This is a genomic window from Devosia nitrariae (assembly GCF_030160115.1).
Classification (GTDB): Bacteria; Pseudomonadota; Alphaproteobacteria; order Rhizobiales; family Devosiaceae; genus Devosia; species Devosia nitrariae.
On the sequence record NZ_BSNS01000008.1, the window covers coordinates 1 to 26,053 of the forward strand.

31 protein-coding genes, 1 other RNA gene and 1 pseudogene are annotated in these 26,053 nt (G+C 63.6%); 24 read left to right on the forward strand and 9 right to left on the reverse strand.

Features of this window, described 5'->3' with window-relative positions; translation table 11 throughout:
- Positions 1-11: 11 nt before the first annotated feature.
- Positions 12-443: pseudogene (locus tag QQK18_RS09045) on the forward strand (IS5 family transposase); the annotation flags it as partial.
- 181 nt (positions 444-624) lie between these two features.
- Here the strand turns inward: QQK18_RS09045 and QQK18_RS09050 are convergent.
- The 4 genes from QQK18_RS09050 to QQK18_RS09065 form a co-directional block, all read right to left on the reverse strand.
- Positions 625-834 (reverse strand): ribbon-helix-helix domain-containing protein, encoded by a 210-nt coding sequence (locus QQK18_RS09050; protein ID WP_284340008.1) that lies wholly within the window; start codon positions 832-834, stop codon positions 625-627.
- An 11-nt stretch (positions 835-845) separates the two neighbouring features.
- Positions 846-1,334, reverse strand: a complete 489-nt coding sequence (locus tag QQK18_RS09055) for an SspB family protein (protein ID WP_284340009.1) — start codon at positions 1,332-1,334, stop codon at positions 846-848.
- 100 nt (positions 1,335-1,434) lie between these two features.
- Positions 1,435-1,787, reverse strand: a transfer-messenger RNA (tmRNA) gene (ssrA, locus tag QQK18_RS09060).
- Between the two features lie 47 nt (positions 1,788-1,834).
- Complete coding sequence (locus QQK18_RS09065) at positions 1,835-2,254, reverse strand: hypothetical protein (protein ID WP_284340010.1); 420 nt, start codon at positions 2,252-2,254, stop codon at positions 1,835-1,837.
- Between the two features lie 253 nt (positions 2,255-2,507).
- Here QQK18_RS09065 and QQK18_RS09070 point away from each other — a divergent pair, with 253 nt between their 5' ends.
- The 9 genes from QQK18_RS09070 to QQK18_RS09110 all read left to right on the forward strand — a co-directional run bounded on the left by QQK18_RS09070 (position 2,508) and on the right by QQK18_RS09110 (position 9,058).
- Complete coding sequence (locus QQK18_RS09070) at positions 2,508-3,344, forward strand: isocitrate lyase/PEP mutase family protein (RefSeq protein WP_284340011.1); 837 nt, start codon at positions 2,508-2,510, stop codon at positions 3,342-3,344.
- 42 nt (positions 3,345-3,386) lie between these two features.
- Positions 3,387-4,181: a thymidylate synthase gene (locus QQK18_RS09075; protein WP_284340012.1), complete on the forward strand. Its 795-nt coding sequence runs from the start codon at positions 3,387-3,389 to the stop codon at positions 4,179-4,181.
- Positions 4,178-4,516, forward strand: a complete 339-nt coding sequence (locus tag QQK18_RS09080) for a nucleoside triphosphate pyrophosphohydrolase family protein (protein WP_284340013.1) — start codon at positions 4,178-4,180, stop codon at positions 4,514-4,516. The genes QQK18_RS09075 and QQK18_RS09080 overlap by 4 nt, the downstream gene beginning before the upstream one ends.
- A 21-nt stretch (positions 4,517-4,537) precedes the next feature.
- A complete protein-coding gene (locus QQK18_RS09085; RefSeq protein ID WP_284340014.1) occupies positions 4,538-5,545 on the forward strand; it encodes a DUF4424 domain-containing protein in 1,008 nt (335 codons plus the stop codon).
- Positions 5,545-6,024, forward strand: a complete 480-nt coding sequence (locus tag QQK18_RS09090; protein WP_284340015.1) for a GNAT family N-acetyltransferase — start codon at positions 5,545-5,547, stop codon at positions 6,022-6,024. The genes QQK18_RS09085 and QQK18_RS09090 overlap by 1 nt, the downstream gene beginning before the upstream one ends.
- Positions 6,021-6,545: a dihydrofolate reductase gene (locus QQK18_RS09095; protein WP_284340016.1), complete on the forward strand. Its 525-nt coding sequence runs from the start codon at positions 6,021-6,023 to the stop codon at positions 6,543-6,545. The genes QQK18_RS09090 and QQK18_RS09095 overlap by 4 nt, the downstream gene beginning before the upstream one ends.
- A gap of 63 nt (positions 6,546-6,608) precedes the next feature.
- Complete coding sequence (hflK, locus tag QQK18_RS09100) at positions 6,609-7,730, forward strand: FtsH protease activity modulator HflK (protein WP_284340017.1); 1,122 nt, start codon at positions 6,609-6,611, stop codon at positions 7,728-7,730.
- 3 nt (positions 7,731-7,733) lie between these two features.
- Complete coding sequence (gene hflC, locus QQK18_RS09105) at positions 7,734-8,876, forward strand: protease modulator HflC (protein WP_284340018.1); 1,143 nt, start codon at positions 7,734-7,736, stop codon at positions 8,874-8,876.
- Positions 8,873-9,058, forward strand: a complete 186-nt coding sequence (locus tag QQK18_RS09110) for a DUF2065 domain-containing protein (protein ID WP_284340019.1) — start codon at positions 8,873-8,875, stop codon at positions 9,056-9,058. Before hflC ends, QQK18_RS09110 begins: the two co-directional genes overlap by 4 nt.
- A gap of 51 nt (positions 9,059-9,109) precedes the next feature.
- On the opposite strand, the gene QQK18_RS09115 is transcribed toward QQK18_RS09110, so the two are convergent.
- Together QQK18_RS09115 and serB are read right to left on the reverse strand one after the other, a co-directional pair.
- Positions 9,110-9,646 (reverse strand): GNAT family N-acetyltransferase, encoded by a 537-nt coding sequence (locus tag QQK18_RS09115; protein WP_284340020.1) that lies wholly within the window; start codon positions 9,644-9,646, stop codon positions 9,110-9,112.
- Positions 9,643-10,515, reverse strand: a complete 873-nt coding sequence (serB, locus tag QQK18_RS09120) for a phosphoserine phosphatase SerB (protein WP_379993638.1) — start codon at positions 10,513-10,515, stop codon at positions 9,643-9,645. The genes QQK18_RS09115 and serB overlap by 4 nt, the downstream gene beginning before the upstream one ends.
- Before the next feature lie 25 nt (positions 10,516-10,540).
- Between serB and miaA the strand changes: the two genes are divergently transcribed.
- Positions 10,541-11,422, forward strand: a complete 882-nt coding sequence (gene miaA / locus QQK18_RS09125) for a tRNA (adenosine(37)-N6)-dimethylallyltransferase MiaA (RefSeq protein WP_284340022.1) — start codon at positions 10,541-10,543, stop codon at positions 11,420-11,422.
- Here miaA and QQK18_RS09130 read toward each other — a convergent pair.
- Positions 11,419-12,837, reverse strand: a complete 1,419-nt coding sequence (locus QQK18_RS09130) for an MATE family efflux transporter (RefSeq protein ID WP_284340023.1) — start codon at positions 12,835-12,837, stop codon at positions 11,419-11,421. The genes miaA and QQK18_RS09130 overlap by 4 nt on opposite strands.
- Positions 12,838-12,926: 89 nt before the next feature.
- Here QQK18_RS09130 and QQK18_RS09135 point away from each other — a divergent pair, with 89 nt between their 5' ends.
- From QQK18_RS09135 to panC, 6 genes are all read left to right on the forward strand, one after another.
- Entirely contained in the window at positions 12,927-13,298 is a 372-nt protein-coding gene (locus tag QQK18_RS09135; protein WP_284340024.1) for a DUF423 domain-containing protein, read from the forward strand.
- A 72-nt stretch (positions 13,299-13,370) separates the two neighbouring features.
- On the forward strand, positions 13,371-13,643 hold the full coding sequence (locus QQK18_RS09140; protein ID WP_284340025.1) for a YMGG-like glycine zipper-containing protein: 273 nt from the start codon (positions 13,371-13,373) through the stop codon (positions 13,641-13,643).
- A 126-nt stretch (positions 13,644-13,769) separates the two neighbouring features.
- Entirely contained in the window at positions 13,770-14,270 is a 501-nt protein-coding gene (locus QQK18_RS09145) for an NUDIX hydrolase (RefSeq protein WP_284340026.1), read from the forward strand.
- Between the two features lie 135 nt (positions 14,271-14,405).
- Complete coding sequence (gene panB / locus QQK18_RS09150) at positions 14,406-15,224, forward strand: 3-methyl-2-oxobutanoate hydroxymethyltransferase (protein ID WP_284340027.1); 819 nt, start codon at positions 14,406-14,408, stop codon at positions 15,222-15,224.
- A complete protein-coding gene (gene coaBC / locus QQK18_RS09155) occupies positions 15,224-16,435 on the forward strand; it encodes a bifunctional phosphopantothenoylcysteine decarboxylase/phosphopantothenate--cysteine ligase CoaBC (RefSeq protein ID WP_284340028.1) in 1,212 nt (403 codons plus the stop codon). The genes panB and coaBC overlap by 1 nt, the downstream gene beginning before the upstream one ends.
- A complete protein-coding gene (panC, locus tag QQK18_RS09160) occupies positions 16,432-17,277 on the forward strand; it encodes a pantoate--beta-alanine ligase (protein WP_284340029.1) in 846 nt (281 codons plus the stop codon). The genes coaBC and panC overlap by 4 nt, the downstream gene beginning before the upstream one ends.
- Positions 17,278-17,295: 18 nt before the next feature.
- Here the strand turns inward: panC and QQK18_RS09165 are convergent, their stop codons facing one another.
- Positions 17,296-17,769: an SRPBCC family protein gene (locus QQK18_RS09165; RefSeq protein WP_284340030.1), complete on the reverse strand. Its 474-nt coding sequence runs from the start codon at positions 17,767-17,769 to the stop codon at positions 17,296-17,298.
- A 468-nt stretch (positions 17,770-18,237) separates the two neighbouring features.
- On the opposite strand from QQK18_RS09165, the gene QQK18_RS09170 reads away from it, so the two are divergent.
- The 7 genes from QQK18_RS09170 to QQK18_RS09200 all read left to right on the forward strand — a co-directional run bounded on the left by QQK18_RS09170 (position 18,238) and on the right by QQK18_RS09200 (position 25,274).
- On the forward strand, positions 18,238-19,542 hold the full coding sequence (locus QQK18_RS09170) for an autotransporter outer membrane beta-barrel domain-containing protein (protein WP_284340031.1): 1,305 nt from the start codon (positions 18,238-18,240) through the stop codon (positions 19,540-19,542).
- 448 nt (positions 19,543-19,990) lie between these two features.
- Positions 19,991-20,614 carry a hypothetical protein gene (locus tag QQK18_RS09175; RefSeq protein WP_284340032.1) on the forward strand — a complete coding sequence of 208 codons (624 nt, stop codon included), beginning with the start codon at positions 19,991-19,993 and terminating at the stop codon, positions 20,612-20,614.
- A 374-nt stretch (positions 20,615-20,988) separates the two neighbouring features.
- Positions 20,989-22,752: an acetolactate synthase 3 large subunit gene (locus tag QQK18_RS09180; protein WP_284340033.1), complete on the forward strand. Its 1,764-nt coding sequence runs from the start codon at positions 20,989-20,991 to the stop codon at positions 22,750-22,752.
- A 22-nt stretch (positions 22,753-22,774) separates the two neighbouring features.
- Positions 22,775-23,329 carry an acetolactate synthase small subunit gene (gene ilvN, locus QQK18_RS09185; protein ID WP_284340034.1) on the forward strand — a complete coding sequence of 185 codons (555 nt, stop codon included), beginning with the start codon at positions 22,775-22,777 and terminating at the stop codon, positions 23,327-23,329.
- Between the two features lie 147 nt (positions 23,330-23,476).
- Positions 23,477-23,830, forward strand: coding sequence for a hypothetical protein (locus QQK18_RS09190; RefSeq protein ID WP_284340035.1), 354 nt, complete (start codon positions 23,477-23,479; stop codon positions 23,828-23,830).
- 1 nt (position 23,831) lies between these two features.
- Positions 23,832-24,413, forward strand: coding sequence for a type II toxin-antitoxin system VapC family toxin (locus QQK18_RS09195; RefSeq protein ID WP_284340036.1), 582 nt, complete (start codon positions 23,832-23,834; stop codon positions 24,411-24,413).
- Positions 24,414-24,539: 126 nt separating this feature from the next.
- Positions 24,540-25,274: a pyridoxine 5'-phosphate synthase gene (locus QQK18_RS09200; protein WP_284340037.1), complete on the forward strand. Its 735-nt coding sequence runs from the start codon at positions 24,540-24,542 to the stop codon at positions 25,272-25,274.
- A gap of 15 nt (positions 25,275-25,289) precedes the next feature.
- Here QQK18_RS09200 and QQK18_RS09205 read toward each other — a convergent pair whose 3' ends face one another.
- Positions 25,290-26,009 carry a TetR/AcrR family transcriptional regulator C-terminal domain-containing protein gene (locus QQK18_RS09205; protein WP_284340038.1) on the reverse strand — a complete coding sequence of 240 codons (720 nt, stop codon included), beginning with the start codon at positions 26,007-26,009 and terminating at the stop codon, positions 25,290-25,292.
- Positions 26,010-26,053 lie beyond the last annotated feature (44 nt).

The window sequence follows — 26,053 nt, forward strand, 5'->3', positions numbered from 1 at the left end:
GCGCGGCGTAAAAGGGGGGATCTCAAGCCCAAGCTCTCGGCCGCTCACGCGGCGGCTTCGGCACCAAGATCCATGCTGTCGTAGACGCGCTCGGCCTGCCGGTCCGCTTCGAGATCGGACCCGGCCAGCAGAACGACATGGCACCGGCTTGCCAACTCGTCGCTGGCCTGGCATCGGGCAAGGTCCTCGCCGATCGCGCCTACGATGCCGACAGCCTGCACGATGTCATCCTCAATGAGGGCGGCGAGCCGGTCATTCCACCGCGCCGCCACCGCAAGTACCAGCACCGCTACGACAAGTTCGCCTACCGACAGCGCTGGGGGATCGAAGGCTTCTTTGCCAAACTCAAGCAATGGCGGCGCGTCGCCACCCGCTACGACAAGCTGGCAGCCAATTTCCTCGGCTTCATCAAGCTCGCAAGCATCATGCTGTGGCTCAAATAGCTAAATTGTCACTACAACCTAGAGTGTTTTCAGCAAAAGTGGACACCACGTTTGCGGTTCGAACACGCGACAGTACAAGGACTTAGAGCTCACGTTCCGATTCACTCGGAACGTGAAATGCTCTAAATCGGGACGCGAAAGTGAGAACCGGTTTTCGTGAAAAGTCCCGCGACACCACAAGCTAACGCGCGCGCTCCCGATACCAGCCGAGCACAGCCAGCCGTACAGCCGACGAGAGATTGGGAACCGAGCGCTCCTCGTCGATGGCTTCGATGATTTGAGGAAGCGTTACGCCCTTGTGGGCGGCCATCGCCTCCAGGCCGATCCAGAACTCCGGCTCGAGCGCCAGGCTCGTGCGGTGGCCGGCAATGCTGAGGGAGCGTTTTTCCAACGCCTCGGCTGTCAGGGCTTCTTGCGGAATGAGTCGAGGCTGACGACCTTCTCGCCGGGCTGGCCGGACGGCCCTTCTTGCCCGCCGGTGGGCTCTCCACCGTCCTCGCCGTCCGGATCGCCGTCTTCGTTCTCGGCATATTCTCCGAGATCATGGAATTGCATTCCGGTCTGCACCGCGGGGTCGAAGAAGCCTTTGAGAGCCGAGAAGGGAATGACCAGCGTTTCCGGTTGGCCGTCGAACGAGAGGCCGACCTCGAAACTTGTCTCATTGACCTTCAGATCCCAATACTGGTTCTGAAGGACGATCGTCATCTCCTTGTCGTACTGGTCCAGCAGCTTCTGCGAGATGCGTACGCCCGGGGCACGGGTGACGAAGGTAATGAAGAAGTGGTGCTCTCCGGGCAACCCGGCCTTGGCCACTTCCGCCAGCACCTTGCGCACGACGCCGCGCAGGGCCTCCTGAGTCAGGATGTCGTAGCGGATGAGATCTTCGGCCATGGCGCCTTCCGGTTGCGAGAATCCAGTCTCGCCATATCAGCCCCAGCCCGCTCCGGAATTCAAGGAGAAAGCGGCAGATCGGGAGGAATTGAAGGGAGAGAGTGCAGGCTTCTGTTGCCAGGTGCCTGCGAACCCCGCCTTCCACCTGCTAGAGCGGAAGGGCTTCAAACGAGGCTATCGCGCCGCATTACGCAGCGAGACGGGCCTCAGCATAGTTGTCGTTGGCAACTATTGAGTATGGCCTGATAACGGTAGTGCCATGCCGAGCGAAAACACACCCTTTACGCCCTCGTCGATCCTATTTCGCCCCCATTTGTCCGGCCAACGCCGGGATGATGGTGGAGGCGCCGGGTACCGCCCCCGGGTCCGAAAGGTTTATTACGATGGCCATTTATCGCCATAGCCCTCGCGGGCACGGCCAATATAGGCATCCTTGGGCAGGGATTCAATCACATCAGGGAGCGAGCGCCTGAGGCGCTCGCTAGTCAATCGTGGCCGACCTAGCCGCGACCCAATATGCTGCGGGCATGGTCCCAGAAGCCGGGATACCTGCCTGTCTTGGCATAGCTGTGCAGGCGTCCGGCGATCATGGTGCCGGTGCTGACGCACTCGCACATCAGCTCATGGATGTCTTCCACGGTCATTTCGAAGAAGTCCATCGCGTCCGAGAGCCGGTCACCCTTGAGCCCGAGGGCTCGGAACACCGGATCGGCGAAGGCCACGGTCATGGGATAGTACGGGCCGGCGAGTTCCCGGCGTTCCGCGTCCGGCATGTACTCGATGCCAGGCAGTGGGCTGATACGCCCATCATACTCTTCGAGCAGCGTGGCCCACCGCTCTATACGCTCGCTGCGAGTCATCGCCAGATGGGCGATCGGCTCGGCAGTTACTTGCATTTCCAAAGGATCAGAGCGCTTCATCGACACCTCCTAGAAGTCTCCAGGGGCCGCCGCACCACACGGCGGCAACTGATCGGACGCCCCAACTAAGGCAGGAGTCCGGCGACGCGCGGAGATGTGATCAAGATTCGGCCATTATTTCGGCTTGATCGAACCGCCCGGAGAAGCCGAGACGCCGAACGGCAGGGAGAGGGTGCTTGCAAGCGGCTGCCGGCTTGGTCATACCCGTGAGCGGTGCGGGCGAGCCGTCCGGCCGAAGGAGGAGAATAAGGCCATGCCGCAGTCTCACGATCCCGGTCCGGCCCTGCGGGCGCTCCATCGTCCGGGCGAACCGTTCATCCTTGCCAATGCCTGGGACGCTGGATCGGCCCGCATGCTGGCGGGATTGGGGGCGAAGGCCCTGGCAACATCCTCGGCCGCCCATGCTTTCACGCTCGGCCGTCCGGACATGGGCCATGTGACGCGCGAAGAAGCACTGGTCCATGCCGAGGCTTTGGTCTCGGCAACGCCGCTCCCCGTCTCGGGCGATTTCGAGAACGGCTTCGGTGACGCACCCGAGACGTGCGCCGAAACGGTCCGGCTGGCAGCGGAAGTGGGCCTCGCCGGCATTTCGATCGAGGACACGGCACTTCCGGCGGCGTCCGCCTATCCCTTCGACCTGGCGGTCGAGCGCATCCGCGCCGCTGCCGCCGCCGCCCGGTCGCTGCCGCGCGATTTCGTGCTGGTGGCGCGGGCCGACGGCGTGATGAACGGGACCTACGATATGGACGAGGCGTTACGCCGGGTGCAAGCATTCGACGAGGCGGGCGCCGATTGTCTCTATGTGCCGCTGCCGCGTTCGATCGAGGACCTGCGCAGAATTTGTGCGGCGACGGCAAAGCCAGTCAACGCGCTGGCGGCCGGCAGCTTCGTCAACCTCTCGCGCAGCGAGTTCGCAGCGCTGGGCGTTGCACGCATTTCGCTCGGCTCCTCACTGGCCCGGGCAACGCACCGGATCATCCATGACGCCGCCACTGCGATGTTCGGGGCAGGGGACTTCAGCCAGCTCGGGCAGTCGATATCAGGTTCTGCGATAGACGCGCTTCTGGAAAAAGGGCAGCGGCACGACTGAGCGCGCTGCCCGTCGTTCCAGAATCGAGCTAAGCTTCAATCCATGCAGCCCTATCTCAAGCTACTCGCCGATATCCTCGAGCACGGCACCGACAAGTCGGACCGCACGGGCACCGGCACACGCTCCCTTTTCGGCTACCAGATGCGGTTCGATCTCGCGCAGGGATTCCCGCTGGTCACGACGAAGAAGCTCCATATCCGGTCGATCGTCTATGAACTCCTCTGGTTCCTGCGCGGCGAAACCAATGTGCGCTGGCTGCAGGAGCGGGGGGTCAAGATCTGGGACGAGTGGGCCGACGAGAACGGCGACCTCGGCCCCGTCTACGGTTCACAGTGGCGCAGCTGGCCAGCTCCGGACGGCCGCCACATCGACCAGATCGCCAACCTCATCGAAGGCATCAAGACGCGGCCGGACTCGCGCCGGCACATCGTCTCGGCCTGGAACCCCGCCGAGATCGACGAGATGGCATTGCCGCCCTGTCACTGTCTCTTCCAGTTCTACGTCGCCGATGGAAAACTGAGCTGCCAACTCTATCAGCGCTCGGCCGACAGCTTCCTCGGCGTCCCGTTCAACATCGCCTCGTATGCGCTGCTAACGCATATGGTGGCGCAGGTGACGGGCTATGCGCCCGGCGACTTCGTCCACACGCTCGGCGATGCCCATCTCTATTCCAACCATTTCGAGCAGGCGCGCGAGCAGCTGACGCGCGCGCCGCGGGCGCTGCCGCAGCTTGTTCTCAATCCGCAGGTGCAGCGGCTCGAGGACTTCACCTTCGAGGACATCGTCATCTCAGGCTACGATCCGCATCCGCACATAAAGGCCGCGGTGGCGGTATGAGCAGCACCCTGGCCGAGCTCGCCGAGGGCGTGGAGCGAGTCTCGGACCGCTATGCGCGCGTATTCTCGGTACGGCGCGACGATGACTGGTACCTGCTGAAGCTCCAGGAGGAACTGGGCGAACTGACGGCCGAGGCGCTGCGGGCCAGCGGGCGCGGCCGAAGGGGCGACGCTACAGACGCGGCCATCGCCGAAAAGCTCGCCGATGAAGCTGCCGATCTGCTTGGAAGCCTGTTACTGTTCGCGCGCCATCACGGCATCGACCTCGAGGCAGCCTTGTCGCGCAAATGGCTGGTCTATCTCGAGGAAGAGGCTGACCGGCCGCAGGTGCGGTAGCTTGAAAACGGGGGGTATGGGATGAAGCTCGGCGCGGCGTTGGTCTGTCTTGCATCGGTGGTTCCGGCGGTTGCCCTCGCCAATGACACGGCAGCCGTTCTCTCGACCGGTGGCCTCCAATTCGTCGTGGATCCGGACATCGCGATGGTCAGCGAGGACCTTTATATTTCGGCCGAAGAAATCCGGGTCACCTACATCTTCCGCAACGAAGGGAAGGCCGACCGCAATGTGCTCGTCGCCTTCCCCATGCCGGACATCACGCCCGACCACTGGTCGCCGGTCGCCTTTCCCGACGGGCCGGACGACAACCTTTTTTCGTTCGAAACGACGTTCGACGGCGAGCCAGTCGAAACGATCCTCTACCAATATGCCTATGCCTTTGGCGTCGACCGCACCGACTATCTGAGGGAGCTCGAGATGCCGCTTGTTCCCTTCTCGCAGGCAGCGATCACGGCGGTTGAAAAGCTCGACGCGGCGACGATCGCCGAAATGCTGCACCTCGGCCTCGTCGTGCCCGACGAGTTCGATGCGGGCGAGGGGTGGGAGACGCATCACTGGCCGATGTGGACGCTGCGCTCGACCTATACATGGGAGGCGATGTTCCCCGCTGGCGAGGAGGTGACGGTCGAGCATCGCTACAAGCCGAGTGTGGGTGGCACGACTGGCGTCAGTTTCCTCTCCGAACCCTATGAAGGGCACGATCCGGCCGCCGAATATGCCGAAAAGTACTGCACCGACGAAGCGTTCCTCGACGCAGTGCGCAAGACCGTCAAGAACGGCGAGCCATGGAGCGCGCCGTTCTTCGAGCAGTGGATTTCCTATATCCTCAAAACCGGCGCCAATTGGAATGGACCGATCGGCAGCTTCCGCCTGGTCATCGACAAGGGCGAGCCCGGAAACCTCGTCTCGTTCTGCGGGGAGGGGGTCACCAAGATCGGCCCGACCACTTTCGAGATGGTCAAGACAGACTACTGGCCCGATCGCGACCTCGACATCCTCATTCTCGAGCGACATGAGGGGTTCGAGTAGTGGCGCTTTCCATCCGTCAGGCTACCGCCGCGGACGCCGGCACGGTCCATCAGTTCGTTCATGCGCTGGCCGATTATGAAAGGCTCTCCCATGAGGTCGTGGCGAGTGAATCGGATATCGCGCGCGACCTTTTCGGGGACAATCCGAGGGTCTTTTGCGACCTGGCCGAATGGAGCGGTGAGCCGGTAGGCTTTGCCCTCTGGTTCTACACCTATTCGACCTTCAAGGGCCGGCACGGCATCTGGCTCGAGGATCTGTTCGTCGATCCTTCAGTGCGCGGCAAGGGCATCGGCAAAGCCCTGCTCGGCCATCTCGCGCGCCGCTGCGCGGTCGAAGGGCTCGGGCGCTTCGAGTGGCATGTGCTCGACTGGAACATGCCTTCGATCGATTTCTACAAGGCACAGGGCGCCGTGTTGCACGAGGAGTGGTTGACCTGCAGGGTGGACGGGGAGGCGCTGCTGGCGCTCGGGCGGCAATGAGCGTCAAGATCGCCATGATCGCCGCGGTCGCCGAGAACGGAGTCATCGGCAGGGATCAGACCATCCCCTGGCGTATTCCTTCGGACATGGCCTATTTCAAGCGCACCACCATGGGCAAACCCATCGTCATGGGGCGCAAGCAGTACGAGACTGTGGGCAAGCCGCTGCCAGGCCGCACCAATATCGTCGTCACCCGCCAGACGGACTATCGCCCGGATGGCGTGATTGTGATGAACGATCTCGAAACCGCGATTGCGCGAGCCAAGACCATTGCCGAGGCCGATGGGGTCGGCGAGGTGATGATCCTGGGTGGCGGGGAAATCTACCGCCAGGCGATGCCGCTCGCGGATCGCCTCTATATAAGCCACGTAGCGCTTTCGCCCGACGGCGACGTGACGTTCCCGGCCATCGATCCCGATCATTGGCGGATCGTCGATGAATTGGCCGTGCCGCCGAGCGAGAAGGATGCTGCGGCGTTTCGCGTCAAGGTCTACGAGCGCCGGTCACCCGCTTTTCATTGATCGGCTAGGCCCGGTTCCCTATATAGGTCCGAACTCGAAATCCAAACGAACAAAGGGTATGTGATGCCGTGGGAGAGTAATGGTGGCGGGGGCGGCCGCAATAGTGGCGGTCCCTGGGGGCAAACACCCGGCGGCGGCCCACGCCGGCCAGGAAATACTCCCAATCTCGAAGACATCCTCAATCGCGGCAGGGATCGGTTCCAGGGCGGCTTCCAGGGCGGCGTGCCGGGTGGCCGCTGGGCGATCATCGGCGGTATCCTGGCGCTGCTGGCCTTCTGGGGTCTCAACGCCATCTATACGATCAATCCCCAGGAAGTGGGCGTGGAGCTGCGTTTCGGCCAACCCAAGGACGAGTTGTCAAACCCGGGCCTTCACTTCCTCTTGTGGCCGATCGAGACGGTCGAGCGGGTCACCATCACCGAGAACCAGACCATTATCGGCTCGGGCAACGCCGCGGGGTCACGTGCCGCCAATCGCGAGGGATTGATGCTCTCTGGCGATCAGAACATCGTCGATGTGCGCTTCTCGATCCTCTGGGTCGTGGCCAATCCAGCCGACTACCTCTTCAACGTGCGCGATCCCGAAGCAATGGTGAGGGCTGCGGGGGAAAGCGCCATGCGTGAAATCGTCGGCCGGCGTCCCGCGCAGGACGCCTTCCGCGACGACCGGGCCGGTATCCAGATCGAAGTGCAGGAGATTACGCAGGCTATCCTCGACAGCTACCAGATCGGCGTGCGCATCAATGGCGTGCGGCTCGAAAACGCCGCGCCGCCCTCCGAGGTCGCCGACGCGTTCAACGAGGTGCAGCGCGCCGAGCAGGACGAGGACCGGCTGCAGGAAGAGGCCCGCCAATACGCCAATACCCTGCTTGGCGACGCCCGCGGACAGGCCGCGCAATTGCGCGAGGCTGCCGCGGCCTATACGAACAGGGTCGTGCAGGAGGCGACCGGTGAAGCCGGGCGCTTCAACGCGGTCTTTGCGGAATACGTCAACGCGCCCGCAGTTACGCGCAAGCGCCTCTTCCTCGAGACGATGGAAGAAGTACTCGGAAACTCCGAGAAGGTGCTGGTCGAAAACGGCGCCGGCGGCAGCGGGGTGGTTCCTTACCTGCCGCTACCGGAGTTGCGCTCGCGTGCCACCACCACGTCGACCACTACGTCGACCACCAACGGATCGGGGAACTGAGCCATGACCAATCGTCTTCTCGTCATTGGCGCAATCGTCCTTGCCGCCCTCTACGTGCTCTTCTCGTCGATCTACATCGTCAACGAGCGTGAGCAGGCCATCGTCATGCGCTTCGGGCAGATCACGGCCGTCAATACGCAGCCGGGCCTCTACTTCAAGGTCCCCACCGACATTGTCGACAGTGTGCAGATCGTCGAAGACCGGCTGCTGCGCTATGATCTGGACGACATGACCGTGCAGGTTTCCGGCGGTGCGTTCTACGAAGTGGACGCATTCCTCTCGTACCGGATCGCCGACCCCAGGCTCTTTCGTGAACGTGCTCTCGGCCAGCTCTCGGTTGTCGAGGATCGTATCGCCACCCGGTTCGACGCGGCGCTGCGCCAGGTCTATGGCCTGCGCGAGTTCAACGCCGCACTGTCCGAGCAGCGTCCGCAGATGATGCGCGAGGCGCGCGATCTCATCTATCCGGACATGGTCGAGCTCGGCGTGGAGATCGTCGATGTGCGCATCCTGCGCACGGACCTTGCCCGCGAGGTCGAGGAGCGCACGTTCGAACGCATGCGGGCCGAGCGACTGGCGGAGGCGGCGCTGCTGCGTGCCCGCGGCCAGGAGCAGGCACAGAGCCTGCGGGCTATTGCCGACCGCCAGGCGGTCGAGATCGTTGCCGCTGCCACCCGGGACGCGGAGATCATCCGCGGTGACGGCGATGCCGAGCGCATCCGTCTCTATGCGGCGGCGTATGGACAAGACCCGGAGTTCTTCGAGTTCTACCGGTCGATGGAGGCCTACCGCACCGCCCTCGCCGGTACAGGTACGACCATGGTGCTTACGCCAGAGTCAGAATTCTTCCGCTATTTCGGCTCCAACGGCGAATTGCCCGCGGCAAGCACGAGCTTTCCGACGCCGATCGACCCCTCGAGCCAGGTTCCTGCTGCGACCGACGAGCCGGCGCTCGACGGGCTCGGGATCGAGGAGACTACGCCGCCTTCGGTAACGCTCGATGACGGCACGCCGCTCGAGCCCACTCAGGGGACGCAGATACCGGCACCGGTCGAGGACGGCTCCGCGCCGGCGGAAGAGACGCCGGCTCCGGCCGAAGAGGCGCCCGCACCAGTTGAGGAAACGCCCGCACCGGCCGGCCAGTGAGCGATCTGCTGGCCGCCCTGGCGCTGGCCCTGGTTATCGAGGGCCTTCTCTACGCGGCCTTTCCGAACGAGATGAAACGAATGCTGGCAGCGCTGATGGCGCTGCCAGCGTCCAACTTGCGGATAGGTGCGCTGATCTGTGCCGGGCTCGGGCTGGCCCTCCTATGGGTAGTCCGCGCCTAGAGCCCCCTGCCATGCTTTCTCGACGAGAACAGCGAGGGCGGCCGCTCCCGGTCAGGAGCGGGGATTGATGACCCGGTAGAGGACGTGCGGGCGCACCGGGTGCCCGATGGGGAGCTTGGGATGGTCGAAATCCGCCCCGGCGTCGCGGACCATGCCGATCTTTTCCATTACCCGTTGGCTCGGCAGATTGGTCCGGGTCGTGAATGCCACCACTTCCGGCAGGTTCAGCACCGTGAACGCGTGGTCGAGGCAGGCCCTGGCCGCTTCGGGGGCGTAACCCTTACCCCAATAAGCCTCGCCCAGCACCCAGCCGATCTCGGTCTTCGGGTTGGTTGGTATTTCAAAGTCGATGCTCGCAAGGCCAACAAGCCCAAGCAGGGAGCCATCGGTCTTGAGTTCGGCGGCCAAACGCGTGACGCCGGTTTCAAGATCGGCCACCATCCTGTCGAACCAGGCGTCCGCTTCTTCTCTTGACCTTGGATGCGTATAGAACCGCATGACATGCGGGTTACCGACGATCGCGGCGAACGGATCGCGATCCTTTTCCTCCCATGGCCTCAGGATCAGGCGCTCGGTCTCCAACTTCATCGCACGAACTCCTCCTCGTGGTAGCCCTGCAGGTAGAGCAGGGCGGTGAGGTCGCCATGGTCGATGCGGATCTGCGCCTCGGCCGCGACGGCGGGCTTGGCGTGGAGGGCGACACCGAAGCCAGCGGCCTTGATCATGTCGAGGTCGTTGGCGCCGTCGCCGACGGCCAAGGTCTCTGTCATCGCCAGTCCCTTCTCTCTGGCGAGCGTCTGGAGCCGCTGGAGCTTGATGGACTTGTCGACGATAGGTTGGGCGACGGTACCTGTCAGCTGCTCTCCATCGAACTCGAGCACGTTGGCGACAGCTTCATCGAAGCCGATGCGCCGGGCGAAGTGGTCGGCAAAGAAAGTGAAGCCGCCCGAGATCAGCGCCGCATAGGCGCCGTATTGCTTCATCGTATGGACGAGCGCGCGTCCGCCCGGCGCCAGCGTGATGCGCTCGCGGCGGACTTCCTCCATCGCCTTGCGCTCGAGTCCTCTAAGGAGCGCCACGCGTGTGTCGAGGGCAGCAGCGAAATCCAGCTCGCCGCGCATGGCCCGATCGGTGATCTCGGCGACCTGGGGCTTGAGGCCGAGCGCGTCGGCCAACTCGTCGATGCACTCCTCATTGATCATGGTGGAGTCCATGTCGGCAATGAGCAGCTTTTTGCGGCGGCCGTCGGCAGGCACCAGGGCAACGTCCACAGCCTTTCCGGCAACGAGCGCGCGGGCCGCTTCGAGGCTCGCGGTTGACTTAGGATCGACGATCTCGCAGGCAATGCCGTGGTCGAGCCAGTTGAGCTCGCCGCCGACCTCCTTGTGGACCGTGGCCGCCAGTTTGGCGTCGAGTTCCGGATCGGCGGGATTGGCGATGAGGCAGAGGACCTGCATGGACATTTTCCGGGGAGCGGATCGAGTGAGCAAGGCGGACGCCCGGCGAGCGGTTCTGATAGCGGGTCCGACCGCCAGCGGCAAGTCGGCGCTGGCGCTTAACCTGGCGCAGCGTTCAGGCGGGGTGATCGTCAACACTGACGCCATGCAGGTTTACGACACGCTCAGGATCGTCACGGCTCGTCCCAGTCCGGAGGACGAGCAAAGCGCACGCCACGAGCTCTACGGCTTCGTGCCCTGCGCGCAACGGTTCTCGACCGGACGTTGGCTTGAAGCGGTCCGCGGTGTCATGGCAGAGGTGGACCCGGCAACGCCGCTGATTTTCGTTGGCGGCACAGGACTTTACTTCGATGCTTTGACAAAGGGATTCGCCGACGTGCCGGAGATTCCGGCGGAGGTCGCGCTTCAAGTTCAACAAGAGATTCAAGGGCTCGACGAGGCCGACCGCATGAGCCTGCTGTCGCGCGAGGACCCCGAGACCGCGGCTCGCCTCAAGGTTGCCGATCCGCAGCGGGTCGAACGGGCCCTGGCGGTCAAGCGGGCGACTGGCCGGACTCTCTCCAGCTTCCAGAGCACGCCGCAGCTGGGGCCGCTCGCCGGCCACGACGTCGAACGCATGGTGCTCGATCCGGGCCGCGACCTGCTGCGCGAGCGCATCGCGCGGCGGTTCGAGGCGATGTTCGCAAGCGGAGCGGTCGAGGAGGTCGAGGCGCTCCTGGTACAGAACCTCGATCCCTCCCTGCCGGCAATGAAGGCCATCGGCGTGCGCGAGATCGGCGACTGGCTCGCCGGCAGGCTGGCGCGCGAGCAGGCGATCGAACGGGCGATCATCGCCACCCATCAATATGCCAAGCGGCAGCGAACCTGGTTCCGCAACCGCATGGGCGACTGGCCGCGCCGCTCCTAAGCGTTCGGAGTGCCGACCAATCCCAGGCGTTCGCGCATGGCGAAGCGGCTAACGAGGATGACGGCGACGCACGCCAGCCCTACGGCGAGCCCGGTCCAGATGCCGACGCCGCGCCAGCCGGCGACGAAACCCAGCACATAGGCCACGGGCATGCCGACGGCCCAATAACCGAAAATGGCGACGACCATGGGGACAGCCGTATCGCTGAGGCCGCGAAGCGCGTGAGCAGCGGTCACCTGCGCCCCGTCAACGAGTTGGAAGATGCCGGCGACGACGAGATAGGTCCCGGCGAGATAGAGGGCGTTGGCGTTCCCGGGGTCGTCTCGATCGAGGAAAAGTCCGACGATCGATGGTCCGGCGGTGATAAACAGCAGCGCGGTGAAGGCCATGAAACCGGTGCCGAGAACGAATGCGACCCAGCCCGCCTTGCCGATGGCATCGGGATCCTGGCGACCATAGGCGATTCCGACCCGCACGGTCGCCGCCATGCCGAGCCCGAGCGGCACCATGAATGCGGTCGAAGCGCATTGCAGCGCCACCGCGTGAGCTGCCACCTCATCGGTGCCGAGCCAGCCCATCAGGAAGGCGGCTCCGGTAAAGAGCGCCACCTCGGCCAGAATGGTGAGGCCAATGGGCGTGCCGATGCGGAAGAGTTCGCGGAACCGGATCCAATCCGGCTTCCAGAAGCGGATGAGGATATAGAAGCGCCGGAATCTCCTGGTGCGGAGTACATAGGCGAGCAGCAGACCGAACATCACGCAATTGGTGGCAACCGTTGCGATAGCCGCGCCGCGCAGCTCCAGCCGCGGGAAACCGAAATTGCCGAACATCAGCAGGTAGTTGACGATGGCGTTCACAACGACGCCGGCGACCGTCACCAACAAAATGATACGGGTTGCGTCGAACGCCGACAGCAGCGAGCGCAGCACGATGATCAAGAGCTGCGGGATGACGGACCACACGGCGATCTGGATATATTGCTCGACGAGCACTGTCGTACCGGGATTCTGACCCAACAGATCGAAGATCGAGCCCACCTGCAGGAGGAAGGGGATCAACAGCGCCGAAAGCACGAAGGCTACCCAGAAACCCTGGCGCACGACCCGGCGCACGGCCTTGATCTGGCGCGCGCCGCGGGCTTGGGCGACGAGGGGCGCGACGGCGCCGACAATGCCGATGCCCAAAAGAAGGAACGGCATCAGAAAGGCGCTGGCAAGCGCGCCAGCGGCAAGGTAGCGCGGACCGAGCCATCCCATCATGATGACATCGGTCGTGAACAAGGCATTCTGCGCCAGCTGCGCGATAACGAGCGGCCAGGCAAGCGTGAAGGTCGCGCGCAGCTCCTGCCCCCAAGTCAGGGGGGCAAGGGCCGGCCGGCCGGCAGCGGAACCTGCCAGCGTGGTATCGGTGCTCATCTCTACTTCCTACTCGCGGACTTGACCTCTAACCGATTGCGCGCAAGGTGCAAGTCGGCAGCTGTCAGAACGTGGCAGGAGAAAGCGGTATGACGAGGTCCCTTATGCTCGCTGCGGCGGGATTTCTCGGCGCGGCCGGCATTTTGGCTGCCGCCGGTTCTGCGCATGCCGGCGCGTCGCAGATGCTCATTTCAGCAGCGCTCGTATGCCTCGCCCATGCACCGGCTCTGCTTGCCCTCGCACTCGGTAACTGGCGCAGTTGGCTGCTGACGCTCGCGGCCGGGCTGCTGGCGGTCGGAACGCTGGTTTTTGCCGCCGATATGGGGGTCAGGGAATTCGCCGGTGGCCGTATTCTGCCGCAGGCGGCACCGATCGGCGGGACGTTGATGATCGGCGGCTGGCTTTGCGTAATAGCGGGCGGGATTGCAAGTCTTTGGCAGTCTCGCACCGGGCTGCCTTAGTTTGTCCTTTATTTGCAGGAACCAATCGCCGCGGGGTACGTTATCAATTCCGTAGTTTTTCTGGAGGGTTCCATGCATAAATTTATCATCACCGCTGCTGCTTTGCTGTCGCTTGCCGCTTGCACCAGTACACAAACCGGCGCAGCGGTTGGTGCAGGCGCCGGCGCCATTGTCGGAGCTGCAACCACCAATTCGCTTCTAGGCACGGCGGTTGGTGCCGGTGTCGGCGGTGTCGTGGGTGCGGCGGCGGGCAATGTGCTCGGCCGGGTCGAGAATGATCCAAACCGTTGCGTCTACCAGCGCGCCGACGGCACCCGCTATATCGACGTCTGCCCGCGTGGCTGATTTCGGGTCGTCCGGCGCCAGCAGTGCGCCGGGCCTCCAGTCAACGGAAAAGGTCCCGCGCGGGACCTTTTTTGTTGGTACCATTCGAATACCAGCTGAGTCGGAAAAGGAGACATTGGCCGGCCCATGGGAACGGCAATCAAGGATTTCCTGAAGAGCCTCAACCCGTTGCGGGCGCACGCTCCGCGCGAGACGCAGTCGGGCGTATTGCCCTATAGGATCGTCGGTAGCCGGCTCACTTACCTTCTCATCACCTCACGCCGCTCCGCGCGCTGGATGTTCCCCAAAGGCGGCCTTGTTACCGGCGCGACCGCCTGGGACAGCGCGGCGCAGGAGGCTCTGGAGGAGGCCGGAGTCGAAGGTACGGTCGAGACCTCGCCAATTGGCAGCTATCATGGCGCCAAGAATGACGAGAATCAGACGCCGGTGATCGTCGATATCTACCCCCTCAAGGTTAGTGTCGAGCACGACGAATGGCGCGAGAAGCGTCAGCGTCAGCGGCGGTGGGTGACTATCGAGGAGGCCCGCAACCTCCTCGATGACCGCGAAAAAATCGCTATCGCCGTCGCGCTCGATGCGCGCCTGCGCCATCAGTTGAAGGCTGCAAGGCAGGCTCAGACGCGCTGATGGCCGCAGGTAGGTGCCGGCGCTCTACGACTATTGATGTCTTGCAAATTAGCCGACGCTGATTAATTGAAGGCTCGAGGCGCCGGGGGTTGCCGCACCCGCTTTGGGCGGGAGGCGCAGAGCAAGGACAAGTCGATGTCGGCCAGAACCGAAACCGCCCGCCTGACCACACGCGACCTTCAGCACCTCAAGCGTCAGGGCGAGAAGATCGCCATGCTGACTGCCTATGACCACGTCATGGCCGGCCTCCTGGATGACGCGGGTATCGAAATGATTCTGGTGGGTGACAGCCTCGGCAATGTCGTCCTGGGGCATGAGACGACGCTGCCGGTGACCCTTGAAGACATGATCCGCCATGCCGGCGCGGTCTATCGTGGGACACACAGGGCGCTTGTCACCGTCGATATGCCGTTCGGCACGGCCGGCGACCCGGAGACGGCGCTGCGCAATGCGGTCCAGATTCTCCAGAAGACGGGCTGCCAGGCGGTCAAGATCGAAGGTGGGGCGGCGATGGCGCCGACCGTTGCGCGGCTTGTCGGGCAGGGCATTCCCGTCATGGGCCATATCGGACTGACGCCGCAGGCGGTGCATCAACTCGGCGGCTATTATCGCCACGGAAAGAGCGGGCCGGCCGCGCAAACGCTGATCGATGCGGCCCTTGCGTTGCAGGACGCAGGCGCCTTCGCCGTCGTCCTCGAAATGCTGGTCCCCGACCTTGCCGGCGACATCACCCGGCTCCTCGACATCCCGACCATCGGCATCGGCTCGGGTTCCGACTGCTCGGGCCAGGTGCTGGTCGTCAACGATCTCATTGGTCTCAATAGCGGGCGTGTTCCCAGCTTCGTGCACCCGAAGGCGGACGTGGCCGCAGTCATCCGGCAAGCGGTCGGCGAATACATTACAGAGGTCAAGGCCACCCAGCCGGCCAAGGCCAAGGGGCGGGCGATCGCCTGATGGGCCACAACATCCTCATCGGCGTCACCGGCAGCATCTCGGCTTACAAGATCGCCGACGTCGTCTCTGAACTCGGCAAGCAGGGCCACGAGGTGCAGGTGATCCTGACGCAGAGCGCTGCGCAGTTCGTTTCGCCCCTGGTGCTCGAGACTCTCAGCGGCCAGCCGGTGAAGTCGGCCCTGTTTGGTCCCGAGATATCGGGTACCGAGCATATCGACCTGGCGCGTTGGGCGGACCTGTTCGTCGTTGCCCCGGCAAGCGCCAATACCCTCGCCAAGCTAGCGCTCGGTCTTGCAGACGATCTGCTGACCACCGTCGCGCTTGCCACCGAGGCGCCGATGCTGATTGCACCGGCCATGAACACCGTGATGTGGGAAAAGCCTATTACGCAGCAGCACGTCAGGACGCTCGAAACGCGGGGCGCCGCGTTCATTGCACCGGCTGCGGGGACGCTGGCTTGCGGAGAAGTGGGGGTGGGCAAGCTCGCCGCCGTCGAGACCATCGTCACGGCGATCAACGCGGCGCTTGCCGCGCCCATAGGGGATCTGACGGGCGTCAAGGTCCTGATCACCGCCGGGCCGACGACGACCCCGATCGATGCGGTCCGCTACATCACCAACCACTCGACCGGCCGCATGGGCGCGGCCATGGCCGAGGAGGCGCTGCGGCGCGGTGCCGAGGTGCGATATGTTCTGGGCGTCGACAAGGGGGTTGTACGGCCTGTCCCCCCGGACCGGACACAGGCCAGAATGACGCTTGTCGAGGTGCGCACGGCCGAGCAAATGGCCGAGGCGGCACTGAAATTCCTGCCGGAGGTGGATGGCGTCATCGCGACGGCGGCCGTCATGGACTACCGGGTGGCGAGCCCGGCATCTGGAAAGGTGAAGCGCGCGTCAGAACCCGTCACACTCGACATGCTGCCGTCCATCGACGTGCTGGGCACCCTCAAGGCAGCCGCCAACGGGCAATGGTTCCTTGGATTTGCCGCCGAGACGGACGATGTGGAGGCCAACGGACGCGGTAAGCTGGACAAGAAGGGGCTGGACTTCCTCTTCGCCAACCCGGTCGCTCGCGCGGGTGAGGCGAGCGATACAGGCTTTTCCGTGCCGACCAATGGCGGTGTGCTGTTGAGGCGCGAAGGCACGCCGCTGGCGTTGCCGGTGATGAGCAAGGCCGAACTCGCGCGCCGGCTCTGGACCGCTATCGCATGACGCAGGTCCTACGGTCGGTTGCAGAGCTGCGCTCCTGGCGCAAAGCGCTGCCGCCTCAGCAGTCTCTCGGGCTCGTGCCGACCATGGGGGCTCTGCATCGCGGCCATATGAGCCTCGTCGAGCTCTCGCAGGAGCGATGCGATACGACGCTCGTCAGCATCTTCGTCAACCCGCTGCAGTTCGGCCCGAGCGAGGACCTGGCCAAATATCCCCGCCCCTTGGAGGCCGACCTCGCGCTGCTCGAGGCGGTCGGGGTCGATGCGCTGTTCCTGCCGGGCACCTCGGATCTCTACCCGCCCGGCGCCTCGACTTTCGTCGTCGAGGAGAGCGTGTCGGCGCCGCTCTGCGGTGCGTTCCGGCCGGGGCATTTTCGCGGTGTGGCGACGGTCGTACTCAAGCTCTTCAACCTGTCGCAGCCGCACGTTGCCTTTTTTGGGCAGAAAGATGCGCAGCAATGTGCGGTGATCGAGCGGATGGTGCGCGACCTCGACGTACCGGTCGAGATCGTGCGCGGGCCGATCGTGCGGGAGAGCGACGGGCTGGCTCTCAGCTCGCGCAACGTCTACCTGAACCCGGCTGAACGCGCGGCTGCGCCGAGACTCTTTGAGAGCCTTAATGCAGCGCAAGCGGCATACGCTGCGGGTGAACGGCGTGCGGACAGGCTGGTGGCAGCGGGACGGGCGGTCCTTGCGAGCGAGCCGCTGATCCGCGTGCAGTATTGGGAGGTGCGCGACCCCGTCAGCCTCGATGAACTCGAGCGCATCGGGGAGGGCGGCGCCTTGCTGGCGGTGGCCGCGCACCTGGGGGCGACCCGACTCATCGACAATATCGTCGTTGGTTAGCCGAGCCGCGGTTCTCGGTCAGAGAGTCCGGGCAAGAGCCTCCAGTTGGTCGGCACAGATGCCCCAGCCTTCATGAAATCCCATCTTCTCGTGCTCTTCGCGTTTCTCTTTGGTCCAGTGGCGGGCGCGGGCGGTGTAGCGTGTCTTGCCGTCCTCGTCCTCGAAGGTGAGGACGACCGTCATGAAGGGTGCACCCTCCACGGGTTCCCAATCCCCGGAATACGCGTCGGTGAAGGCGAGCTTTTCCTCCTCAATGACTTCCAGATAGACGCCGGGGTTGGGGTACTCGTTGCCTTCGGGGTCGGCCATGGTGACATTGGCCTTGCCGCCGGGCCGAACATCCACGTCCACTTTGGGAGTCGTCCATGGCTTCGGCGCAAACCACTGCTTCATCAGGCCAGGCTCGGTCCAGCAGCGCCAGACGGCTGAACGCGGCGCGTCAAGCAGGCGGGTGAGAACCAGTTCGCGATCGTTGGCGGGGGTGGCGGTCATTTTTGTCGTCCTTTCGGATTGGCTTGCTTTCGATCACACGACGAAGGTCCAGTCCGTCATTCGACATCCGTGCCCAAAAACTTCGAACGCCTCACCATTGTGATTTGGGCCACGATAGCAGGGCCGTTAGGATGCGACGGTGCTGATGGCGGATTGGGGGCCTCGTGCGCCATCAGGTGCGAATTTTCGTAGCGGTTGGCCGATTGCGGAGATGCGGCGGGAGCGTCGCCCCGATCCGATTCCTGTGAACCAGGAGCCGGCTCCGAGGTTGTGACATAGGCATGGTGTGGTTGGCCAACGAACCGGCCAGAGAAGAGCCCGTGCAGCGTGACGATGGGGTGACACCCAATGAAGACAGGGGCATGCGACGAGGCGGCCAGAAATACTCGCGCCGACAGGGACGTCCGGCGCAATTGCCGTGCTTTGTCTCTATGCCTCGCCGTGTTGCTCTTCGGGGCGCCTCCCGCGGTGTCGGCTCCGGATCAGACCGGAACCGTCGTCATCCATCAAAAGACCGACGGCGACGACGCGGTATTCGGCTTCCATTCGGCCAACACCGGGCTCGGCACGACCATAGCGACGACCGGAGGCGAAGGGGTGGGCGAACTTCTCGACCTGCCGTCGGGCGTCTATGAGATCACCGCAGACGACATGAGCGGTGCGGGGTTTGCGCTGACCGGCATCTCGTGTTCGGACGGCGACAGTGTTGAGCAGGAGTCCGCGCGTACGGCGGTCATTCATCTCGACGCGGGGGAAATCGTCACCTGCACGTTCACCTCGGTCAATTCGGGTGCGCGCACGCAAGGCCTCATTGGAGACTTCCTGGGCAACCGCACCAATATGCTGGCGGGCACGCTCGCCGGCAGCGAGCGGCGCGTGGGGCGGCTCGAGGGGGCAATGAAGGCCGACATCAACAAGGCGATCAACCGGCTGATGCATTACATGCCCAATTTCGTCGGCAGCCGGCGGGTTTTGTTGTCGACTTCGCTCAACACCTTCGATGCACTTGCCGGCCACCGCAAAGCCTCAAGCTTCGATGTCTGGGTCGATGCCGCCTTCACCCTTTTCGATACCGGCGCGCCCAAGACCGACTCCAGCATCGCAACGCTCGGGGTCGACTATCTCGTCACTCCCGCAGTACTGGCCGGGGTCTATGTGCAGACCGATAGTTTGCGGCGACCGGCAACAGTGAGCGGCGCCGTCAGGGCCAGTGACGGCTGGCTGGCTGGGCCGTATCTGACCGCGCGGCTCGGCCCATCCCTCTATCTCGATGTCGTGGCCGGTGCGGGGGTCTCGTACAACCAAGTGCGGTCGGAAGGCGGAGAGGTGAGCGGGTTCGATGCAACGCGTTGGCTGACCAGCGCGTCTCTTACCGGACAGTGGAAGCTTGGAGAGTGGACCTTTTCGCCCCGGGCGCGTGTGGGCTATTCCGAGGCCATCTCACAGGCCTATATCGATGCGTTGGGCGTTCCCGTGCCGACAGTGACCGGTGGAACGGGGCAGGTTGCCCTCGGACCCGGCATCTCGCACAAGGTCACAACCAGCGAGGACTTCGACATCGAGACAAGAGTCCGGCTCGAAGGGGTGGTCGACGTCTCGCACAATGCCATCGGCTGGTCATTGCGCAATCCCAAGGGGAGGATTGAAGGCGGGCTCGGTATCGGCTTTCCGCAGGGCGCTAACCTCAATCTCTCGGCAACCTATGAAGGCATTGGTGTACCCGATTCGAGCCGGGCGACCGGCAAGGTGCGGCTGTCGCTACCATTGAACTAGGCGGCTGCTCGGCAGCCGGTGCACGAGGTTTGTCGAAGCTGGTTCTATAGGCTGCCGAAATGGGACCGAGATAGTAGGGCCAGACGATGAGGCCCAGCAGTCCCACCCAGAACCGAGTTTCAGGTAGCCGATGGTGAAGAGCCAGCCGGCGAACCAGGCCGCGCCGAGCGGGGAGTGCTGGGTGATGTGAATGCGACGTTCCATTGTGAGGTTCCATGCGGCGGTGGTTTGGAGAGATGTGTGTGGCACCGGTCCCTCCGGTTCGCAATCTGCCCCCGCTCTTGCCGGGCAGCCTTGATCCGGCTCAAGCTGGATGTCGGAAATAGGGGGGCTGCGAAGGCGGTACAGGAATAAATCTGCATTCGGAAGTAAATTCACCTCTCTTTAAAGCGGCACAGGACAAGCTCCTTCATGCAGTGGATCCTCACTGCATGAAGGAGGAAGTATGATGACGTCGAAATTGACGGGCGTGCTGGTTGCGGTTTGCGGTCTGGCACTGCTCGGTGCACAGCCCAGTTTTGCAGAAAACGAGTCGGCCGAGCTGCTGCAAAGTCTGGCTAACGGAAAGATCCGCAGCTTTGCCACCGATCCGATGGTCATCGAGGCCATCAACGCACAGAATGCGGTGACCGGCTCTTACGATCAGGCCAAGCTCGACAGTCTCGATACCCAGTGGCGCGCGGAGATCAGCGCTTCCGATACGCCCCTGATCAGCGCGACGCTCGGCAATCGTCTGTCCCAATACCTGACAGATGTGCTGCGCACCTCGGGCGGGTTCTATACTGAGATCTTCGTCATGGACGGCAAGGGCCTCAATGTTGGCCAGAGCAACGTGACATCCGACTATTGGCAGGGCGATGAGGGCAAGTGGCAGAACACGTTCCTGGTCGGACCGGATGCGGTCGACATCGGGGATGTCGAGATGGACGAAAGCACGAAGATCCTCCAGAGTCAGGTGAGCGTGTCGATTGCCGATCCGGCGACCGGGCAGGTCATCGGGGCGGTTACTGTTGGTGTCGATGTTTCGAACCCGGAGGCCATCGCTCAGTTCGCAGCGTCCGCGGCTCAGTAGCGCGCGCGTTTCATCGTTCGAAGGGTAACCGGTGCAGGCGAGCCGCCGAGCGCCGGCATCCTCCGCTTCGCCGCCGCTGCCCTTGACACTCCGGCATCCAGCCCCTATCAATCCCACGGTTCAATCTTGAGGAGCGGTCCCTTGCGGTCCCTTGTTCTCGTAGTAGGAAGGCGCACTGGTCACGTGGGGTAGGTCCCCGCGCGTAAGCTGGTGCGCCGAACAAGGTCCCGAATGGGGCCTTTTTTATTGCCCTTTTTCCGGCGTGGATAAGGGAGGATGCGGTAGAGGCCGCGAGATCTGGGACCGCGCAAGCGGTTGTCGCCCCTTCACTCTCCAGAGGAGAGGGCACGGGCGGAGAATGGAAGGAAAAGACGATGGCCGAGCAGATGACCGGCGCGGAAATGGTGGTCCAGGCGCTGATCGATCAGGGCGTGACGCACATCTTCGGATATCCCGGAGGGGCGGCGCTGCCGATCTACGACGCGATCTTCCAGCAGGATGCGATCACGCACGTGCTCGTGCGCCACGAGCAGGGGGCAACGCACATGGCCGAGGGCTATGCGCGCTCGACCGGCAAGCCCGGCGTCGTCCTGGTGACCTCGGGACCCGGCGCGACCAACGCCGTCACCGGCCTCACCGACGCGTTGATGGATTCAATTCCCCTCGTCTGCATCACCGCGCAGGTGCCGACGACCCTCATCGGCTCGGATGCCTTCCAGGAATGCGACACCGTTGGCATCACCCGCAGCTGCACCAAGCACAACTATCTCATCAAGAAGGTCGAGGACCTGCCCAAGGTCATGCACGAGGCCTTCCACATCGCAACGACCGGCCGGCCGGGGCCCGTCGTCATCGATATTCCAAAGGACGTGCAGTTCGCGCTCGGCGAATACCTCCAGCCCAATATCAACGGGTTCCGCCATTCGAGCTACAAGCCGCACGTGGAAGGCGATATCGAGGCCATCCGCGCCGCGGTCGACCTGATGCTCAAGGCCGAGCGGCCGGTCTTCTATACCGGGGGTGGCGTCATCAATTCAGGGCCCGAAGCCGCAACGCATCTGCGCGAGCTGGCCGAACTGACCGGTTTTCCCGTGACCTCGACGCTGATGGGGCTCGGGGCTTTCCCGGCATCGAACAAGCAGTGGCTGGGAATGCTGGGCATGCACGGCACCTATGAGGCTAACCTCGCCATGCATGACTGCGACCTGATGATCAATATCGGGGCGCGGTTCGACGATCGCATTACCGGGCGGATCGACGCTTTCTCGCCGCATTCGACCAAGATCCACGTCGACATCGATCCGGCGCAGATCAACAAGAATGTCCGCGTCGACATCCCGATCGTCGGCGACTGCGGATTGGTGCTCGAGGAGATGATCCGCATCTGGCGAAGCCGGACCAACGAGCCGCGTACCGAGGCCATCGCCCCCTGGTGGGAGCGCATCAGGACATGGCGGGCGGTCAACTCGCTCGGGTTCAAGAACTCGGACACGACCATAAAGCCGCAACACGCCATCCAGCGGCTCTACGAGCTGACCAAGGACCGCGACGTCTACATCACCACCGAGGTCGGCCAGCACCAGATGTGGGCCGCCCAGCACTTCCACTTCGACAAGCCCAACCGCTGGATGACCTCGGGCGGGCTCGGCACCATGGGCTACGGCCTGCCGGCGGCGGTCGGCGTGCAGGTCGCACATCCCGATGCGCTCGTCATCGACATCGCCGGGGAAGCGTCGGTGCAAATGACCATGCAGGAGATGTCGACGGCGGTGCAGTACCGGCTGCCGATCAAGGTCTTCATCCTCAACAATGAACGCATGGGCATGGTGCGCCAGTGGCAGGACCTCCTGCACGGGGGGCGGTATGCACACTCCTATTCGGAAAGCCTGCCCGATTTCGTCAAGCTTGCCGAGGCCTATGGGGGCAAGGGCATCCGCTGCGACGATCCGGCCAAGCTCGACGATGCGATCCGCGAGATGCTCGACTATCCAGGGCCCGTGCTCTTCGACGTCATGGTCGAGAAGGACGAGAACTGCCTGCCCATGATCCCGTCGGGCAAGCCGCACAACGAGATCATCCTGCCCGATACCGCCAATATCGGTTCGATCATCGATGAGAAAGGCCGCCAACTCGTCTGAGTTGCGTGTGGGAGAAACAAACATGAACGCACACCTTCAGCCGACTGGGTCGGCCTATTTTCTCACCAAGGAAACTGACTCACCCGAGCGGCATACGCTTTCGGTGCTGGTCGACAACGAGCCAGGGATCCTGGCGCGTATCGCAGGGCTCTTCACGGCGCGCGGCTACAATATCGAGAGCCTGACGGTCAGCGAGACCGAGCACGAAAAGAACCTCTCGCGCATCACCGTCGTGGTGGTGGCAACGCCCAAGGTCCTGGTGCAGATCAAGCTGCAGCTCGAGCGGCTGGTGCCGGTGCACAGGGTGCATGACCTGACTGCCGAAGGCGCCGCGCTCGAGAGGGAGCTTGCCCTGGTCAAGGTCGCCGGCACCGGCGAGCATCGGGTCGAGACACTGCGGCTTGCCGACGCCTTCCGCGCCCAGGTGGTCGATGCCTCGACCGAGAGCTTCGTCTTCGAGATCACCGGCAAGCCCAGCAAGATCGAGCAGTTCATCGCGCTGATGGTGCCGCTCGGGCTCGTCGAGGTGGTGCGCACGGGGCTGGCGGCGATTTCGCGCGGGCCGCAGGGGATGTAGAGCGGGGCGCGAAAAGCTAGGTTGCGTCGCTCCGCCATCCTTCAAACTCCACTTGGAGTCGATGAACTCACCTCTGGCTCATCGACAAATGCAGCCTCGCGTGCTATGTTGAACAAAACCGAGTTATGTTCAACAAGGGGTGACTGAATGTCCAAAAGCGCAGCGAAGGCGGTGCGGGCCGGCACCAAAACGGGTGGCGGGTCGAGCAAGGTCGTTTTGGGGCGCGACGCCCACACCGGTCGATTCCGCGCGCGCGAGGAACGTGTCGAAAGCGTTATGGAGGCCGCAGAGCGCTCGGGGCTGCTCACGGAGAAAAGCAGCCGCATTGCGGGTCGCGTGAGCCCGGCTCTCGTCGAGGAGGCGAAGCGGCGCACAGGGATCAAGGCGGATACCGACTTGATTGCCTTTGCTTTGGCTAACGTCGCGCTCGAGGACAATTTCGCGGAAGCCTTCAAGGACGCGCGCGCAAAGATCGATCGGGACGTGAAACTCGGCTTCTGAAGTGGCGGAGTTTGACTTTGACGGCGCCGTACGCTGGGCGCGCTTTGATCCGCGCCGCACGCTCGCGCGCCGCGCGGATAGCGCTTTGCCATTCGCCACCGAGGAACGGATCGGCGGCCAAGCCCTGCTCCTCGATACCTGCGTCTACATCGATCAACTTCAGGGGCGGGCACCTGACATAGTCGGAGCGCTCATAAACGCGCGCCAGACGAACCATTCCTCAGTGGCGCTCCAGGAACTGATGCACACGGTCGGTGTGCTGGATCCCGACGACGCCCGATCGTCAGGGCCGATCGATGCCATCCGCAGACTGGTTCGCGCAATGCCCCCGCATCGCACATTCTCGCCCGACATAGACGTGCTTGGCCGTGCGGCACTGCTGTCAGGTATTCTCTGCCGGCTCCAGGGGTACGGCCGGGAACAGAAGCTGCGTGTATTGCATGATTGCGTGCTCTTTCTTCAGGCGCAGAAGCTCGGTTTCACGGTTCTGACTGCAAACGTCGGCGACTTCGACATCTTACTTCAGATGGTGCCTGCAGGGAGAGCTCTGCTCTACCGGCGGAAAGGGCCCGAGGCGCGTTAGAAGCGCCGGCCGAGTCCGCGGTACGACCAGCGATCAACGGGAGTGATCCGGCCGATCAAAAGGTTCCATTGGGCCGGGTGACAACGTTGGTGTAAGGGTCTCATCTTAAACGGGAGATCCAGGCCCATGACGCATCTTTCCGTCAATCTCAATGCCGTCGCTCAGCTGCGCAACCGGCGTAATCTGCCCTGGCCGAGCGTGACGGGGATTGCGCGGGTGGTCATGGATGCGGGGGCGGCGGGGATCACGGTGCATCCGCGGCCGGACGAACGGCATATCCGCAGGACCGACGTCTTCGAGCTCGAAGCGCTGCTGCGGGCCGAGTATCCGAGCGCCGAATACAACATCGAGGGCTACCCCAGCCCCGACTTCCTCGATCTGGTGGAGAAGGCGGCGCCCGACCAGGTCACCTTCGTTCCCGACGACCCCAGCCAGGCAACCTCCGACCATGGCTGGAACATCGATGCCAGCCACGACATCCTCATCCCGGCCATCACGCGGATGAAGGCGGCCGGCATCCGGGTGTCGCTCTTCATCGACGAAGACCCGACGGTGCCGCCGGACGCCAAGGAGGTGGGGGCGGACCGGGTGGAACTCTTTACCGGCCCTTATGGCGGCAGCTTCGGCAGCGCCGAGGGTGATCGGCATCTGACCATGCTGGCAACGACCGCGGGAGCGGCGCACGCAGCGGGCCTGCTGGTCAATGCCGGCCACGACCTGACGCTCGAGAACCTGCCTGTGTTCATGCAGGTGATGCCGGAGGTCGCCGAGCTTTCCATCGGTCACGGCATCACCGCGGATGCGTTGTTGATGGGTTTTCTGGAAGCCGTGCGACGCTATAACGCCGTGCTCGGCGGCTGACCCTGCACGATCACCCTAATCCGATGCGGGATTGCGCAGGCGGTCGAGGCGTTTTTGGGCAACGTCCTCGACGCTCGCCGGATAGGACTGGCGTGGTCCGAAGGCACGCAGGAACGTGGTTACGGCGTTGCGGGCCGCGCGGGAGACTTCTTCCTCGCTCGGCCGGGTTCCGCAGGGCCGATCGTGCGGAATGTCGGCCTGAATCAAGGCCATGAACTGGCGGGCAGCGAGCGTCGGATCTTCGAGATCGAGATAGCCGCCATAGGCGAGCTGGGCGAAGCGGGCGGAAATGGCCGGCCAGGTCTTGCCGGGACCATATTCCTTCCAGGCAGTGAAAAGCTCGGGGTACCGGTGCGCTTCGTTGCGGATGAGGTTGGCGAGGGCGTGACCATCGTCGTCGCAGATACATCGCGTGATCAGGTGACGAGCGAAGGTCACCAGCTCGGCATGGAGATCTTCGGGCTTATCGGGAAAGCTGCCGAGCACCGCAAAGAGCTGTGCGCTGGAGCGGGCGGTGATATCTTCAACCACGGCAGCGAAAAGACGCTCCTTGTCGCCGATCTGGTTGTAGACCGTCTGGCGCGACACCCCGGCCTCGGCGGCGACGGCGTCTATACTGGCGGCCGCAACGCCGTCGCGCACGAAGGTTCGCTTCGCTGCGTCGAGGATTGCCTGCCGCTTGCTGGCGTGGCCGCGGAAGAAGGGGTGATTCGTCGCTATCGAGAGTTCGCTCATGTTCAGTCGATATAGCGCATCGCTGCGCATTTTACAATAGTGTC

Excerpts from the sequence above, each read along its gene's own strand:
- QQK18_RS09115 (WP_284340020.1), bottom strand. The coding sequence starts at position 9,646 with ATGAAGTTGGAGACCGAGCGCCTGATCCTGAGGCCATGGGAGGAAAAG.
- hflC (WP_284340018.1), top strand. The coding sequence starts at position 7,734 with ATGACCAATCGTCTTCTCGTCATTGGCGCAATCGTCCTTGCCGCCCTC.
- panB (WP_284340027.1), top strand. The coding sequence starts at position 14,406 with ATGTCGGCCAGAACCGAAACCGCCCGCCTGACCACACGCGACCTTCAG.
- QQK18_RS09165 (WP_284340030.1), bottom strand. The coding sequence starts at position 17,769 with ATGACCGCCACCCCCGCCAACGATCGCGAACTGGTTCTCACCCGCCTG.
- hflK (WP_284340017.1), top strand. The coding sequence starts at position 6,609 with ATGCCGTGGGAGAGTAATGGTGGCGGGGGCGGCCGCAATAGTGGCGGT.
- QQK18_RS09065 (WP_284340010.1), bottom strand. The coding sequence starts at position 2,254 with ATGAAGCGCTCTGATCCTTTGGAAATGCAAGTAACTGCCGAGCCGATC.
- QQK18_RS09205 (WP_284340038.1), bottom strand. The coding sequence starts at position 26,009 with ATGAGCGAACTCTCGATAGCGACGAATCACCCCTTCTTCCGCGGCCAC.
- QQK18_RS09085 (WP_284340014.1), top strand. The coding sequence starts at position 4,538 with ATGAAGCTCGGCGCGGCGTTGGTCTGTCTTGCATCGGTGGTTCCGGCG.
- QQK18_RS09180 (WP_284340033.1), top strand. The coding sequence starts at position 20,989 with ATGGCCGAGCAGATGACCGGCGCGGAAATGGTGGTCCAGGCGCTGATC.
- QQK18_RS09075 (WP_284340012.1), top strand. The coding sequence starts at position 3,387 with ATGCAGCCCTATCTCAAGCTACTCGCCGATATCCTCGAGCACGGCACC.
- panC (WP_284340029.1), top strand. The coding sequence starts at position 16,432 with ATGACGCAGGTCCTACGGTCGGTTGCAGAGCTGCGCTCCTGGCGCAAA.
- QQK18_RS09200 (WP_284340037.1), top strand. The coding sequence starts at position 24,540 with ATGACGCATCTTTCCGTCAATCTCAATGCCGTCGCTCAGCTGCGCAAC.
- QQK18_RS09140 (WP_284340025.1), top strand. The coding sequence starts at position 13,371 with ATGCATAAATTTATCATCACCGCTGCTGCTTTGCTGTCGCTTGCCGCT.
- QQK18_RS09130 (WP_284340023.1), bottom strand. The coding sequence starts at position 12,837 with ATGAGCACCGATACCACGCTGGCAGGTTCCGCTGCCGGCCGGCCGGCC.
- QQK18_RS09190 (WP_284340035.1), top strand. The coding sequence starts at position 23,477 with ATGTCCAAAAGCGCAGCGAAGGCGGTGCGGGCCGGCACCAAAACGGGT.
- QQK18_RS09175 (WP_284340032.1), top strand. The coding sequence starts at position 19,991 with ATGACGTCGAAATTGACGGGCGTGCTGGTTGCGGTTTGCGGTCTGGCA.
- QQK18_RS09095 (WP_284340016.1), top strand. The coding sequence starts at position 6,021 with ATGAGCGTCAAGATCGCCATGATCGCCGCGGTCGCCGAGAACGGAGTC.
- coaBC (WP_284340028.1), top strand. The coding sequence starts at position 15,224 with ATGGGCCACAACATCCTCATCGGCGTCACCGGCAGCATCTCGGCTTAC.
- QQK18_RS09145 (WP_284340026.1), top strand. The coding sequence starts at position 13,770 with ATGGGAACGGCAATCAAGGATTTCCTGAAGAGCCTCAACCCGTTGCGG.
- ilvN (WP_284340034.1), top strand. The coding sequence starts at position 22,775 with ATGAACGCACACCTTCAGCCGACTGGGTCGGCCTATTTTCTCACCAAG.
- QQK18_RS09070 (WP_284340011.1), top strand. The coding sequence starts at position 2,508 with ATGCCGCAGTCTCACGATCCCGGTCCGGCCCTGCGGGCGCTCCATCGT.
- QQK18_RS09080 (WP_284340013.1), top strand. The coding sequence starts at position 4,178 with ATGAGCAGCACCCTGGCCGAGCTCGCCGAGGGCGTGGAGCGAGTCTCG.
- QQK18_RS09055 (WP_284340009.1), bottom strand. The coding sequence starts at position 1,334 with ATGGCCGAAGATCTCATCCGCTACGACATCCTGACTCAGGAGGCCCTG.
- QQK18_RS09135 (WP_284340024.1), top strand. The coding sequence starts at position 12,927 with ATGACGAGGTCCCTTATGCTCGCTGCGGCGGGATTTCTCGGCGCGGCC.
- serB (WP_379993638.1), bottom strand. The coding sequence starts at position 10,515 with ATGCAGGTCCTCTGCCTCATCGCCAATCCCGCCGATCCGGAACTCGAC.